The 12,996-nt window shown below is 54.0% G+C and carries 15 protein-coding genes and 1 tRNA gene; 11 read left to right on the top strand and 5 right to left on the bottom strand.

Annotation, left to right across the window (positions count from 1 at the left end; translation table 11 throughout):
* Window positions 1-162: 162 nt before the first annotated feature.
* Window positions 163-1,191: a Gfo/Idh/MocA family oxidoreductase gene (locus tag J7M22_15675; protein ID MCD6508045.1), complete on the bottom strand. Its 1,029-nt coding sequence runs from the start codon at window positions 1,189-1,191 to the stop codon at window positions 163-165.
* A 31-nt stretch (window positions 1,192-1,222) separates the two neighbouring features.
* Complete coding sequence (locus tag J7M22_15670) at window positions 1,223-2,008, bottom strand: HAD-IIA family hydrolase (GenBank protein ID MCD6508044.1); 786 nt, start codon at window positions 2,006-2,008, stop codon at window positions 1,223-1,225.
* A gap of 386 nt (window positions 2,009-2,394) precedes the next feature.
* Here J7M22_15670 and J7M22_15665 point away from each other — a divergent pair, with 386 nt between their 5' ends.
* Window positions 2,395-3,462: a hypothetical protein gene (locus J7M22_15665; protein MCD6508043.1), complete on the top strand. Its 1,068-nt coding sequence runs from the start codon at window positions 2,395-2,397 to the stop codon at window positions 3,460-3,462.
* 203 nt (window positions 3,463-3,665) lie between these two features.
* Here the strand turns inward: J7M22_15665 and J7M22_15660 are convergent, their stop codons facing one another.
* Entirely contained in the window at window positions 3,666-4,181 is a 516-nt protein-coding gene (locus J7M22_15660; protein ID MCD6508042.1) for a PIN domain-containing protein, read from the bottom strand.
* The gene (locus J7M22_15655; GenBank protein ID MCD6508041.1) at window positions 4,153-4,488 is read right to left on the bottom strand and encodes a hypothetical protein; all 336 of its coding nucleotides are present in this window, start codon (window positions 4,486-4,488) and stop codon (window positions 4,153-4,155) included. Before J7M22_15655 ends, J7M22_15660 begins: the two co-directional genes overlap by 29 nt.
* A gap of 249 nt (window positions 4,489-4,737) precedes the next feature.
* Between J7M22_15655 and J7M22_15650 the strand changes: the two genes are divergently transcribed.
* The 9 genes from J7M22_15650 to J7M22_15610 all read left to right on the top strand — a co-directional run bounded on the left by J7M22_15650 (window position 4,738) and on the right by J7M22_15610 (window position 12,432).
* Window positions 4,738-5,727, top strand: a complete 990-nt coding sequence (locus tag J7M22_15650) for a hypothetical protein (GenBank protein ID MCD6508040.1) — start codon at window positions 4,738-4,740, stop codon at window positions 5,725-5,727.
* A gap of 54 nt (window positions 5,728-5,781) precedes the next feature.
* Entirely contained in the window at window positions 5,782-6,681 is a 900-nt protein-coding gene (locus J7M22_15645; GenBank protein MCD6508039.1) for a glycyl-radical enzyme activating protein, read from the top strand.
* Window positions 6,682-6,705: 24 nt separating this feature from the next.
* On the top strand, window positions 6,706-7,827 hold the full coding sequence (locus tag J7M22_15640) for a Gfo/Idh/MocA family oxidoreductase (GenBank protein MCD6508038.1): 1,122 nt from the start codon (window positions 6,706-6,708) through the stop codon (window positions 7,825-7,827).
* A gap of 106 nt (window positions 7,828-7,933) precedes the next feature.
* A complete protein-coding gene (locus J7M22_15635; protein MCD6508037.1) occupies window positions 7,934-8,788 on the top strand; it encodes a sugar phosphate isomerase/epimerase in 855 nt (284 codons plus the stop codon).
* A gap of 6 nt (window positions 8,789-8,794) precedes the next feature.
* Complete coding sequence (gene pheA, locus J7M22_15630) at window positions 8,795-9,871, top strand: prephenate dehydratase (protein ID MCD6508036.1); 1,077 nt, start codon at window positions 8,795-8,797, stop codon at window positions 9,869-9,871.
* Between the two features lie 2 nt (window positions 9,872-9,873).
* On the top strand, window positions 9,874-10,149 hold the full coding sequence (locus J7M22_15625) for a MoaD family protein (GenBank protein MCD6508035.1): 276 nt from the start codon (window positions 9,874-9,876) through the stop codon (window positions 10,147-10,149).
* A gap of 15 nt (window positions 10,150-10,164) precedes the next feature.
* A complete protein-coding gene (locus J7M22_15620; protein MCD6508034.1) occupies window positions 10,165-10,923 on the top strand; it encodes an MBL fold metallo-hydrolase in 759 nt (252 codons plus the stop codon).
* Window positions 10,924-10,939: 16 nt separating this feature from the next.
* Complete coding sequence (locus tag J7M22_15615) at window positions 10,940-11,788, top strand: sugar phosphate isomerase/epimerase (GenBank protein ID MCD6508033.1); 849 nt, start codon at window positions 10,940-10,942, stop codon at window positions 11,786-11,788.
* Window positions 11,785-12,432 carry a transglutaminase family protein gene (locus J7M22_15610; protein ID MCD6508032.1) on the top strand — a complete coding sequence of 216 codons (648 nt, stop codon included), beginning with the start codon at window positions 11,785-11,787 and terminating at the stop codon, window positions 12,430-12,432. Before J7M22_15615 ends, J7M22_15610 begins: the two co-directional genes overlap by 4 nt.
* On the opposite strand, the gene J7M22_15605 is transcribed toward J7M22_15610, so the two are convergent.
* A complete protein-coding gene (locus J7M22_15605; GenBank protein MCD6508031.1) occupies window positions 12,409-12,804 on the bottom strand; it encodes a hypothetical protein in 396 nt (131 codons plus the stop codon). The genes J7M22_15610 and J7M22_15605 overlap by 24 nt on opposite strands.
* A 108-nt stretch (window positions 12,805-12,912) precedes the next feature.
* On the opposite strand from J7M22_15605, the gene J7M22_15600 reads away from it, so the two are divergent.
* Window positions 12,913-12,989 (top strand) — tRNA-Val (locus tag J7M22_15600).
* The last annotated feature ends 7 nt before the right edge of the window (window positions 12,990-12,996 follow it).

Here is a 12,996-nt window from a genome sequence, read left to right as displayed (position 1 = left end):
GATTGGAGGTGTGGTTCTCCCGCTTGATGATTGCCTTCATCCTGTATTTGAGCCGAGTTTTGTCAGTCAATCAGATAAATGACCTATAAGGTGCGGACGGTAGCTTTAAAGACCTCCACTACACTCAGCGATAACATGAGCGATCACGGATATCGTCCATCGTCAAGCGGTCTCGACCTTTACGGGTTCCCCCAATTCCGCCGATTTGACGATGGCCTCTGAAACCCTCACCACCTTCAGCCCGTCCTCGCCCGATGACCACGGTTCCTCGTCGTTCAACACGCACTCCACGAAATGCCTGATCGCCTCGACGACGAAGCCGACCGGATGGCCGTATACGTCGAGCTGAAGCGTGCCGGGGATCGAGAAGGATTGAGAGGTGGCCTTTTGAATCATCGTCTGCTGGGCATCTATCGAGATGCTTCCCGCCGTGAAGATCAGCTCCATCTTCGAGTCAACCACCGTGGGGCGCGTCTGAGGCAGAACCCAGCAGGACTCGAAGTTACCCACCGCCCCGTTTTCAAATTCGGCGAGGACGGCGTAGAAGTCAGGGGTATCGATCCCCATACCCTTAAGCACCTTCGATCTCGCCACGGCATAGACCCTCTCCACCTCGCTGTTGAAAAGCCACCTGACCCGATCGATCGTATGGCTCATCAGCCAGAAGGGAAGCTTAGTATGGCGTGACCACCTGCCGATCATGCTTGTGGGCACGTAGATCGTGTTGCTCAACCTCGCGTAAGCGTACAACGGTTCCCCCATCTCGCCCGATTCAACGGCCTCCTTGGCTATAGCCATATAGGACATCCACCTGTTTGAGAAGTTCACCATCATCTTGACGCCGGCCTTTTTGGCCGCCTCGACCATCTCCTCGGCCTCCTCAACCGATGTGGCGAGCGGTTTTTCCACCAGAACGTGTTTGCCGGCCTCCACCGCAGCCAAAACGGGATCACGGTGCAGGTGATCGGGCGTTACCACCGCCACAGCCTCCAGATCCTCCCTCTTGAGCATCTCCCGATAATCCGTGTATCTTCCCCTGATCTCATATCTATCTCCGATTTCCTTAAGTCGGGATTCGTTAGGATCGGCTATCGCTACAACCTTGACATTTGGAAGAGAGGAGAGGCATTTAACGTGCGTTTCACCTTGAATCCCGACTCCTATAACTCCCATTCTAAGGATATTCCCCATTTCTCCAACCTCCTATCAGATCTGGGAGATATCAGATAAGCTCGGACATCTCCCAGATGCCGTTTAAAACGAGATCGGGTTTAACTTCGGATTTCTCCAAATCCTCCCGTTTTGTGACTCCCGTCAGCACCAGAATCGAAAAGATGCCAGCGCTTTTTCCCATAGCGATATCCGTGCTGAGCCTGTCGCCCGTGATAACGCATCTCTGAGGCGGCAGGTTTAAACGCCTCATCGCCTCCTCAATCATGATGGGTGAGGGTTTTCCAACGATCACCTCCACCTTTCTACCCGAGCAAGCTTCCAGAGCAGCTATGATGGAGGCACAGTCGGGAAACTCTCCCCCGTCCATGGGGCACGTCGGATCGGGATTAGTTGCGATGAGAAAAGCGCCTCTCTTCGCCGCTCGATAGGCTGTCAGGAGCTTGGCGTAGTTGAAGGTTCTGTCCATCGCCAGCACTACCACCTCGATCTCCTCCGGATCATCGGTTATTCGAAAGCCCGCCCCTTCAAGCTCATCGATCAACGTTCTCTCCCCTATCGGGAAAACCCTGGCGCCGGGTTTAATCCTGCTGAGATATCTGACCAGAACGAGGGAGGAGTTGATCACCTCATCGGGCGACGTTTCTATGCCGAACACCGTCAGCTTTTCGGCATATGACTCCCTTGTGGCTATAGGCTTATTGCTGACGAAGAGCACCTTTCTACCGTCCGATCTGAGGCTCTCAATGACCTCTTTGGCGCCTTTGATCGGCCTCTCTCCGAGGTAAACCGTGCCGTCAAGATCGAATATGAACCCCTCAAACTCCTTGAGAATCAGTCTCTCAACCTCCTCAAGCTCATCGGTTATCACTTGAAAAATTCTCAAGGCTAAGGTTATCAAATCTCTCGGGCTATTTCAAGTGTAGTAGTATCTATGGCCAATTGTCCGCCGTCCACAGCTCAACCGTCATTTGTAGTCATTAAGTCATTCGGCTTCGCCGTCATTTAAATGACGATCGCTCTTATTTCCCCTGAGTGTAGCGGTTATCCATGAGGAGGAACGAGGAGAAGGGAAATCCGTTGCACGTTCAACGCTTAACGTTGTAACGTTTTCCGCTCCTGGTTCCTCTTTCCTTTTCGCCCTGAGAAATAAGCATTTCTGACCTCTCAGTTCTCTGCTACACTTAACGATAATATGAGCGAAGTTATTAGGAGGGCAACAGCATGAAGGCTGGGAAGTTACCCCTTCTGACGAGGGCATTGGTCGAGGGGGAAGAGTTCAGGGAGAGCCACAGGTTCATCGAGCTCCCAAAGGAGAACGCCTTTGATCTGCCCGTCAAATACCTCCAGATAGGCATAGGCGGGTATATCAGGGGTCACGCGGATTACTTCCTCGACGTCCTGGGCGAGGGTAGGATCATAGCAGTACAGCCCAACTCCGTGGAGGTCCCCAGGCTGCTCAAGCGCCAGGACGGGCTGTATACCCTCGTATCGGTATCCGGGACGGAGGAGCGGCCCGATTACAGGTATAGAATCATCTCCTGCATCGCGAAGCCGCTGGCGGCAAGGGTGGAATGGGAGGAGGTGATGAAGGCCGTCTCTTCCCACCCCCTGGAGCTCATACTGATGGTGGTGACGGAACAGGGGGTGAAGACGGACGAATCGGACACCGATTTCGAGGGATTCCCGAAATCCGCCATCGGTAAGCTCACGAAGATCCTATACACCCAATGGCTGCATTTCCCCGAGGCCAAGATCACCGTCCTCGACACGGATAACGTCTCCGATAACGGACGGGTCGTTCGGAACTCAGTCATGAGGATGGTTGAGGATATCTGGAGGGGACAACTGGATGATCGGTTCAAAGGGTGGCTCTCAAGTCATGTGGCGTTCCCGATAAGCCTGTGTGACAGGATGGTTCCGGGCGGAAGGGGGAGGATATCCGATGAAAGGATGAGAGGGTTTTGGGATGAGCTGGGGTATCGGGATGAGTGTCTGATCACAGCCGAACCCTTCAGGATGTGGGTGATAGAGGATTGGTTTGCAGGAGCGAGGCCGGATTTCGAGAGGGCAGGGGTGAAGGTTAGGATCACCATCTACGATTCCGCCGGGAATTTGATCCGCACAATAGAGCTTGGACGCCTCAAACCCGGTTATTACATCGACAAAGGTAAGGCCGCTTATTGGGACGGCAGGAACGAGCTGGGCGAGAAAGTGGCAAGTGGGGTTTATCTCTACCAGATTCAGGCTGGTTCGTTCAGAAAGAAAGGAAGGATGGTCCTTTTGAAATGAGGGATGAATCAGGGTAATATTTTACCTTGCAGGTGAGGGTTTACTCAATGTCGCGAAAAGCCCTGTCCTGTGGGCGGGGATGAGTGCGACAATACGATCTTAAAGATCGTCGCGAAGCAACACCACTTTAAGAGCAAGTGCAGTCTGCACGCATTACGTTTTCCTCATGGGAGTAAGAACTTCTCTTGCTGAAGGCGGGGTTTTCAACCCCGCCGAAAACATTCTCCAAGCCAATCGCCCTCAACGATCCTTATCCAGGGGACGGCCTGGAAATCCGAGTCCGCTGTGGCTATATAACGTAGGTTGTACCGTCTCATAAGGGCAACCGTAAGGGCATCATTCCCAATTAATCCGTACTCCCTCTGAATATCTATAATCCTCAGGAGATCCGATCTGGCAGGTTCAACGACGTCAAAGATATCGAATAGTTCCTTCAGCAACTCCATATCATCGGCGATCTCCTTGGCCTTCCCCTTATCCTTTCTAAGTCTTTCAAGTATTTTGCTTTTCCACCCATACCTTTTAGCGGCGGATGCCAAGGCATACTTGAAAAACACCTCATCCATGACCCTGAGTGAGGTGATAAGGCGGATACGCTTTTTCTCCCCCATCTCAAGCAAAGAGGTGGCATCATCCGAAAGCCCGCCGAGATGATAAAGGATCACGTTTGCATCCACGAAGATGGACCTATTAATCAAGGTAGAAAAGTGATTCGTCATCGGCCATCTCCCTGACGAGTTCCCTCACCTCTGCAACGAGCCCTTTTGTCCTTCTCACAGCGCTCTCCTCCTGGGATTTCACAATCAAGGCGAGAGCCCTTTTCTGAATCTCCTTATAGGAGTAGGAACCTCTCTCACGGAGGAGCTCTTCAACGGCCCTTCGGATAAAAGGCTTAAGCCTCTCAGGGGTTTTCACCCTCCTCTCCTCTCCTAGCCTATTGTGAGCCGGTTTCACGGGAAACCCCATCTCCTTCAAGACCTCGGCGATATAGCAGGACTTGATAGAGTTCGGGCTGGTAATAGGCATACGATCTCCTCCTTCGTTGTAGGATCTATAATATCCTAGAATCTAAAATTTAGATTGTCAAGTATAACTCCTCTCGTTTTTGGGGCCTCAGATCGAGCTCTTGATAAAACCATCGAGCAGATGAGGCGTTGACTTTCACTCCCTTTGTAACGTAGAATGATGATTGGAAAGGCGGACTGCACAGGTGGTGCATGATTTAAAAGTCTCAGGAGGAGATAAAAAACCTGGAGTTTATCTACGAGGTGAACCGTGTTTCGTTACTACGTCGGCATGACCCATGAGGGATTAGCGTGGGTCCTGGATGAGAGGTTCAAGGACATGTACCTCTCACCTGAGGTGGCGGCGAGATGTTATTCGGAGGGGGTGAAGGCGGCAAGGGAGAGATATGGCGACTTCGTTCACATGCCCTCTCCCATGACGCCGCCGATCTCCTACATCCACCTGACCGCCCTGGGAGCCGTTCTCCAGTTCCCTCAAGAGGACGGGGAGCCGAACGTCAGACCCGCCGGGTTTTCATCCTTGGATGAGGCGATAGAGGCGGTCGAACGTCCGGTGAACTTCGTCGATTGTAGATGGGTTAAGGATAGACTTGAGTTTGCAAGGAGGATGGAGGAGATCTTAGGTTGCCGCGTTCGAACTCACCTTGGCGTTGAAGGGCCGATAACCACCGCCGTTCTGCTTTACGGGACGGAGCTTTACGCCGAGCTTATCGAGGAGCCGGAGAGAAGCAAACGGCTGCTTAAGGCGATCACGAACTCCATCATAGACTTCATCAAGTTCACACGTCAACTTGAGGGATTACCTGAACGAAGCCCATCCCATGGGATCTGCGATGACCTCTCAAGCCTTATCGGGCCGGGGCTTTGGGGGGAATTCGTCCTTCCGTTTTGGGATCGGATATACAATGCGTTCGACGCTCAGAGACGATATCTACATTGCGAAAACCTGTCGGAGGATCACCTGCCGCTTCTCAACACGATAGGACTTTCCGAGTTTGACCCGTCTCACGCCCCGAAGCTTCACCCTTCGATGCTCAAAAGGCATCTCAAGATGCCGTGGAGATGGCGCGTTCAGCACGTTCACGTGAATGAGGGGTTTGACAGAATGAGAGAGGTGATGGAGGAAGCGGTCGAGAACGGGGCTTCCGTGCTTTCCCTTTACATCGCTGATGGGATTTCACCTGAACACGTGCGGTTTTTCGTCCGAACAGCGGAGGAACTTGGGGGGAGGGCGATTTAGCCCTTATCGGACAAACGCCGCATCCTTTGCATGACAGGGAGGAATAGGGTTAAAGTGGGGATGATCTTTGACATCAAGCGTTTCGCCGTTCATGACGGCCCGGGAATCCGAACCACGGTTTTCCTCAAGGGGTGCCCGCTGCGATGTCTCTGGTGCCATAACCCTGAGGGGATATCCCGAAGGCCACAATTGGTCTTCACCCCTCAAAGATGCATCGGCTGTGGACGATGTCTCGATCTCTGTCCTCAGGGCGTTCATAGTTTCGTCGATAGCCGACACCTGATCGAGTGGGAACGCTGTCTGGGTTGCGGCATATGCGTGGAGGAGTGCTACTCCGAAGCCCTGCGGATAGCCGGTCGTGAGGTGAGTGTGGAGGAGGTGATGGATGAGGTTCTATCCGATCGGCCCTTCTATGAGACGTCCGGAGGCGGAATGACCCTCTCCGGGGGAGAGCCGCTGGTTCAACCCCGGTTCGCCCTCGCTTTGCTTCAAGCCGCCAAGGGAGAAGGGATACATACGGCCCTCGACACATCGGGTTTTGCACCTTGGGAGCATCTGGAGGAACTCCTGCCCTATACGGATCTCGTTCTCTACGATCTGAAACATATGGATGAGGGGCGTCATATGGCCCTAACAGGGGTCTCCAACGGACGGATACTGGAGAACCTCCGCCGGTTGGATAGCGTTGGAAAACGAATCTGGATTCGGATCCCGCTTGTGCCGGGCTATAACGACGAGGATTCGAACTATCACGCCCTTGGCCGTTTTCTGTCGGATCTGAAAAATGTAGAGAAGATCCAGATCCTGACCTATCACAAGCTGGCGGAATCAAAATATGAGAGCATCGGGCGGAGATATCCCTTGAAGGGTCTGGAGCCGCCCGCCAAAGAGTGGGCTGAGTCGCGAAAGAGGATACTGCTTGACTATGGGCTCTCACAGACGGTCATTGAGTAGATCAATCCATCAGGAGGGGAGAAGATGTCCGGAGAACGTTTCAAGGTGGCGATCATCGGCACGGGGATGATCGCCAACGCGGGTCACATACCCGCCTGGAAGAACTTAAAGGATGACGTGGAAATAGTGGCCGTGGCCGACATCCTCGAGGAGAGGGCTAAACTGGTGGCTGAGACACACGGGATACCCCGCGCTTATAGCGATTGGCGTAGGATGCTCGAAGAGGTCAAGCCGGATATCGTCTCCATCTGCACGCCCAACGCCTATCACAAGGAGCAGACCATCGCCGCTCTAAAGGTTGGAGCCCATGTCCTTTGCGAAAAACCCGTGGCGACCTCATATGCGGATGCGCTTGAGATGTTCGACGCCGCGGAAGCTGCCGGCAGAGTGCTCTTCGTCGGGCAAAGCGCCCGGTTTTCCAACCGATCCAAAGCCGCTAAGGAGATCGTCGATATGGGGAAGCTGGGAGAGATGTACTACGCCGAGACATACTACATGCGACGACGCGGGATCCCGAAATGGGGTCAGTTCCATATGAGGAAGCACTCGGGCGGAGGACCGATATACGATCTGGGGGTCCACATGATCGACCTGATATTCTGGCTTATGGGCAATCCCAAGGTTGTGGCTGTGAGCAGCATGACCTATACGAAATTCGGGGACAGGGATGAAGGGCTTGCCACCTCACTGGCCGAAAGCGGCGCTCCCTTGGGGGTTCTCACACCGAGGCCATATGATCATCGCGAGTTCGATGTCGAGGATATGGCAGTGGGGTTCATTCGGCTGGAGGGCGGAGCCACGGTGGCCTTCAAGACGAGCTGGGCGGCGAACATACCGCAGAACGCCAACTACGCTATGATCCTGGGTACCGAGGGCGGGTTGATACTCGATCCCCTGACCTTGGTCACCAATATGGGTCGATATCAGGTCAACGTCTCCTTCCAGATTCCACCCGATAGAGACGTGGAGTTCAGCGACCACTGGGAGGAGACGGCGCATTTCATCAGAGTTCTCAGGGGCGAGGAGGAGCTGATCGTCAAGCGGGAAGAGGTTCTCAACGTCATGCGCACGCTCGACGCCCTATACCAGTCCGCCGCCGAGGGCCGGGAGATATGGATCGAGGAGGCTAAGGGGAACCCCGCTTGAATATACGAGCGTTAGAGGGGAGAGGAAAGCGATGGAAGTAGGTTGACATATCGTGGGGGATCGGGTATATTCAATAAAACCGAACACCGATGTGTTGAGGTGAGACATGTTTAAGAATCTCAGTCCAGGCGCTATAGGGATAAGTGCCGATCTCGCTCAGTCTATAGAGCTCGCCCAAAAGACCGGATTCGAAGGCGTGGAGGTCAATATAGGTGAAATCGCACGCCTCATCCAGGAGAAGGGGCTGGATCACGTCAAAGGGATGTTCGAGGAATCCGGGATAAAGCCGGGCGGATGGGGACTGCCCGTCAACTGGCGGGGAGATGAGGAGAAATTCAAGGCGGATCTGGAAAGGCTGCCGAAATTGGCTGAGGCAGGGGCGGCGATAGGGTGCAGGCGCGTCTTCACCTGGGTCATCTCCTTCTCCGATGAAAGGCCGTTCGAGGAGAACTTCAAATGGCACATCGCTAGGTTCCGCCCGATAGCCGAGATACTTAAGGAGCATGATTGCTGGCTCGGACTGGAGTTCCTCGGGCCCAAGACGATCAGACAGGGGCATAAATACGAGTTCATCCACACGCTGGACGGCATGTTGGAGCTTTGCGATGCGATAGGAACGGGTAACGTCGGGCTTCTGTTGGACAGTTGGCACTGGTATACATCATACGGGACTATCGAGGAGATAACCAAGCTTAAACCGGAACAGGTGGTATACGTTCACATAAACGACGCCCCCGAAGGGGTGCCCATAGACGAGCAGATAGATAGCATCAGGCGTCTTCCGGGCGAAACGGGGGTTATAGATCTGATCGGATTCCTCAGGGCGCTCAAGCAGATAGGCTACGACGGTCCCGTGACCCCTGAGCCGTTCAGCGATAAGGTTAGAAAACTGGAGCCGGAGGAGGCGGCGAGTCTGACGATGCGATACCTCGATGAGGTATGGAAGAAGGCGGAGGTCTAGGTGAACATGTCGGATGTCCTTCAGGAGATAAGGGAGTCGATAGACGAGATAGATGAGAAACTGGTGGAGCTGCTCAATGAAAGGGTGAGGCTCGCCCTGAAGGTCAAGGAGGTTAAATCTCAGCTCAACGCTCCCATCTACGCGCCACATAGGGAAAAGGAGGTGCTGGAGAGGATCGTCCGGATCAACAGGGGGCCTCTGCCTGATAGGGCGGTAGAGGCGGTTTATCGGGAGATCATCTCCGCCACAAGGGCCCTCGAACGCCCTCTGAGGATCGCCTTCCTCGGCCCTGTGGGAAGCTTCGGCCATGAGGCGGGACTGAAACACTTCGGCTCGATGGCGGAGTACATCCCCATCGCCTCTCAACCCGATATATTCAGAGAAGTCGAGGTAGGACGGGCTGACTATGGGATCGTGGCGATAGAAAATTCCATCCGCGGCTCGGTTGCTGAGACGCTGGATGCTTTTCTGACGACGGAGCTCAAGATATGTGCCGAAGTTCTGATGCCCATACATCACCATCTGCTTTCAAAGGTTCATGACCTTGAGGAGATCAAACGGGTATACTCCCATCCTCAGGCCCTGGCACAGTGTAGGGAGTGGCTGGATGAGCACCTGAAAGATCTTCCCCGAATACCCGTCGCCAGCACCTCTGAGGGGGCGGCGATAGCAGCCAGAGAGAAGGGATCGGCGGCGATAGCCAGCAGATTAGCTGCCGAGATACATGGGCTCAACCCGCTAGCAGAGCATATCGAGGATAACCCCGGGAACACCACGAGGTTCCTGGTCATCGGCCATCACTACGCCGAACGGAGCGGTGACGATAAGACATCCTTCATCTTCTCCGTCAAACATCACGCGGGAGCGTTGATGCACGCCTTGGAGAAGTTCTACAAATACGGGCTGAACCTCACTAAGCTGGAATCAAGACCACACCCGGGAAGAAAATGGGAATATGTCTTCTTCGTGGATGCCGAGGGACATATAGAGGAGGAGGCGATGAGGTGTGCCGCCGAAGATCTGAAAGCCGTCTGCACAATGGTGAAGTTCCTCGGATCATATCCTAAGGCAAAGGAGGTTTGAGAATGCCCGTCGAGGTGCACATTCCAACCTCCTTGCGCAGATTAACTCAAGGAAGGCGTACCCTTCAGGTTGAAGCCCATACTCTCAGGGAGGTGATCGAAAGGCTGGAGGAGTTATTTCCCGGATTCCGCGATAGATTGCTCGACGAAAGGGGAGAGCTCAAGGGGTATATTAACATATACCATAACGGCAGGGATATCAGAGAGAAGGGAGGGCTGAGCACAGCGCTGAAATCGGGTGATTCCATCTCGATACTTCCCGCGCTCGCCGGAGGATAAAGTCGGATGGGAAAGCTGAAGATAACCTTCTTGGGAACGGGAACCTCCCACGGCGTGCCGATGATCGCCTGTGATTGCCCTGTATGTAGATCCAACGATGAGAGAAACAAGAGAACTCGAACCTCGATCCTCGTCTCATATAACGGCAGGAACATCCTGGTCGATACCACCCCCGAGCTGAGGATACAGGCCATAAGGTGTAACGTCAGACGGGTGGACGCCGTGCTCTTCACCCATCACCACGCCGATCACCTCCACGGTTTGGATGATCTCAGGCGGTTCTCGGACATACAAGGGATGAGGATACCGTGCTACGGAAACGAGGAGACCATCCGCCGAATCGAGAGGGTCTTCGATTACGCCGTCAGGGGCGAGAATATAGGCGGTGGGATACCGAGGATAGAGACCCATGTGATCAGAGGGGAGTTTGAGCTCTTCGGGCTCAGGATAATCCCCCTTAAGCTTCTACACGGAAGGATGGAGATTCTCGGATACAGGTTCAGGGATGTGGCGTATGCCACGGACTGTAGCGCCATTCCGAAGGAGACGGCCGGGAGGATGAAAGGGCTGAAGCTGCTGATCCTGGATGCGCTTAGGTTCAGGCCGCATCCCACCCATTTCAGCATCTCTCAAGCCCTTGAGGTCGTCAAAAGGTTAAAGCCTGAGAGGACCCTTTTCGTACATATGACCCACGACGTCGATCACCATACCACCAACGCCATGCTCCCCGAGGGCGTGGAGTTGGCATATGACGGGATGGTGGTGGAGATATAAAAAGGGGAGGTTAACAATGGTCAAATTCGGCATAGATCTGCTTTTATGGACGGATAAGTTCGACTCGGAATCGGTCGAGCTCATACCGATGGTCGGGGATATGGGCTTCGATGCCGTGGAGATACCTATATTCGACCCCGACACCGTCGATATCAAGGCCACCGGCAGGGCGCTTCGGGAAAGCGGACTCGATATACTCGGATGCGTCATCATGGCTCCGGGACGGGATATGATCAGCGACGATCCGGATGAGAGACGAAATGCCGCGGAGTATCTGAAGAGGTGCGTGGATATACTTTCAGATCTGGGGGGAGATCTGCTGGTTGGGCCGATGTATAGCGTGGTGGGCAAGCTCGTCGGCAGGGGGAGAACTCAGGAGGAGTGGAGACGGGCGGTTGAAGGGCTGAGGGAGATAGCCGAATACGCCGCTCCTAAAGGGGTCATACTGGCTCTGGAGCCGCTCAATCGGTTCGAGACCTACTTCATAAACACCGCCTCCGACATGATAAAGCTTGTCAGGGAGATAGATCACCCCAACGCCAGGATACTGCTTGACACCTTCCACATGAACATAGAGGAGAAAGACCCGCCGGGGGCGATTCGTCAGGCGGGGGAGCTGCTGGCGCATTTACATTGCAGCGAAAACGATAGAGGTGTTCCCGGAACGGGCCATGTGGATTGGGACGGCATCTTCAAGGCGCTGGCCGAGATAGGATATGACCGATATATCGTGCTGGAATCCTTTGTGCCGGGGATCGAAGAGATAGCCAAGGCGGCTGCAATATGGAGGGATATCAATCCCAGCGCCGAGGTCTTCGCCGAAGAGGGACTGAGCTTCCTCAGAGGGATGGCGGGGAAAATGTGATAACCTATCTCTCCGAAACGAAATTCTGCGACTATCGCCATCCATGCATTCGGCGTCTCGCGGATGAGCTGTTCACGGAAATCAAAGATGATCGAGGAAGAGCGGTGGCGGTCTTCAACTGGGTGCGGGATGAGATATGCTATAGGTTCGATTACTGGGCCGTCAAGGCCTCACAAACGGCTCAGAAACGATATGGCATGTGCGCGAACAAGGCCAACCTCCAGATCGCTCTCCTGCGGCATTTAGGTATACCCGCGGGATATCACGTGCTCAGGATCAAAAAGGAGGTGCTCAGACCTATAACTGAACCGGAGATCTTCGATCTTACACGGCCGATCACCACACACGTCTTCTGTGCCGTGTGGCTTGATGGGAGATGGATATCGGCGGATTCAACCGTGGATTGGAAGCTGTTTGAGGCAGCATACAGGGATTACCCAGGTTGGAGGTACGTTGATTGGGATGGAAGCTTCGACTACGAGATCGATAGATCCTTCGTTGTCGAGGACCTGGGGATATCTCCGAACATAGACCGATATCTGGAGATACCCCCCAGATTTCTCAACGATGAGCTGCTGAGGAGGGCGAATCGATACATAGAGGAATTGATAGCCTCTCCTCTACGTTCTGAACATCGCCCTTAATGAGTTAAATATAGCTAGGATCGCCACCCCCACATCGGCGAAGATCGCCTCCCACATTGTCGCCATGCCCATAAACCCCAGTCCCAGAAAGACCGCCTTGACCGAGATGGAGAATATCACGTTCTGCCACACGATCCGCCTGGTCTTCCGAGCTACCTCGATGCCCTCCACCAGCTTCGATGGTTCGTCCGTGGCTATCACCACATCGGCCACCTCAATGGCCGCCTCTCTGCCCATACCTCCCATGGCGATCCCCACGTCTGCTCTTGCGATCACGGGGCATCGTTTATGCCATCGCCCACAAATGCGGTCAGCATCAACCCGCTCGGCGTTAACCTCGATCACGTCACATATATCATTGGCTCTTACCATCGCAGAACAGCCCTTTAAACCATCGGAGGTGCGGTGAACACTTGGACTTTGAGGAAGTTTCGGCTTGACAAAATTTTAGATTAACTGTATACTAGATATGCCTTAGGTGGGCGGGTAGCTCAGGTGGCTAGAGCGACGGCCTTACAAGCCGTAGGTCATAGGTTCAAGTCCTGTCCCGCCTACCATATTTAT

It is taken from the genome of Candidatus Poribacteria bacterium, from assembly GCA_021162805.1.
Lineage (GTDB): Bacteria > Poribacteria > WGA-4E > B28-G17 > B28-G17 > JAGGXZ01.
This window is presented reverse-complemented; position numbering and strand designations above follow the sequence as displayed.

What these genes read in the sequence shown, in the direction of transcription:
- J7M22_15615 (MCD6508033.1), top strand. Translation starts at nt 10,940, where the DNA reads ATGGTCAAATTCGGCATAGATCTGCTTTTATGGACGGATAAGTTCGAC.
- pheA (MCD6508036.1), top strand. Translation starts at nt 8,795, where the DNA reads ATGTCGGATGTCCTTCAGGAGATAAGGGAGTCGATAGACGAGATAGAT.
- J7M22_15640 (MCD6508038.1), top strand. Translation starts at nt 6,706, where the DNA reads ATGTCCGGAGAACGTTTCAAGGTGGCGATCATCGGCACGGGGATGATC.
- J7M22_15665 (MCD6508043.1), top strand. Translation starts at nt 2,395, where the DNA reads ATGAAGGCTGGGAAGTTACCCCTTCTGACGAGGGCATTGGTCGAGGGG.
- J7M22_15605 (MCD6508031.1), bottom strand. Translation starts at nt 12,804, where the DNA reads ATGGTAAGAGCCAATGATATATGTGACGTGATCGAGGTTAACGCCGAG.
- J7M22_15660 (MCD6508042.1), bottom strand. Translation starts at nt 4,181, where the DNA reads ATGACGAATCACTTTTCTACCTTGATTAATAGGTCCATCTTCGTGGAT.
- J7M22_15625 (MCD6508035.1), top strand. Translation starts at nt 9,874, where the DNA reads ATGCCCGTCGAGGTGCACATTCCAACCTCCTTGCGCAGATTAACTCAA.
- J7M22_15655 (MCD6508041.1), bottom strand. Translation starts at nt 4,488, where the DNA reads ATGCCTATTACCAGCCCGAACTCTATCAAGTCCTGCTATATCGCCGAG.
- J7M22_15635 (MCD6508037.1), top strand. Translation starts at nt 7,934, where the DNA reads ATGTTTAAGAATCTCAGTCCAGGCGCTATAGGGATAAGTGCCGATCTC.
- J7M22_15675 (MCD6508045.1), bottom strand. Translation starts at nt 1,191, where the DNA reads ATGGGGAATATCCTTAGAATGGGAGTTATAGGAGTCGGGATTCAAGGT.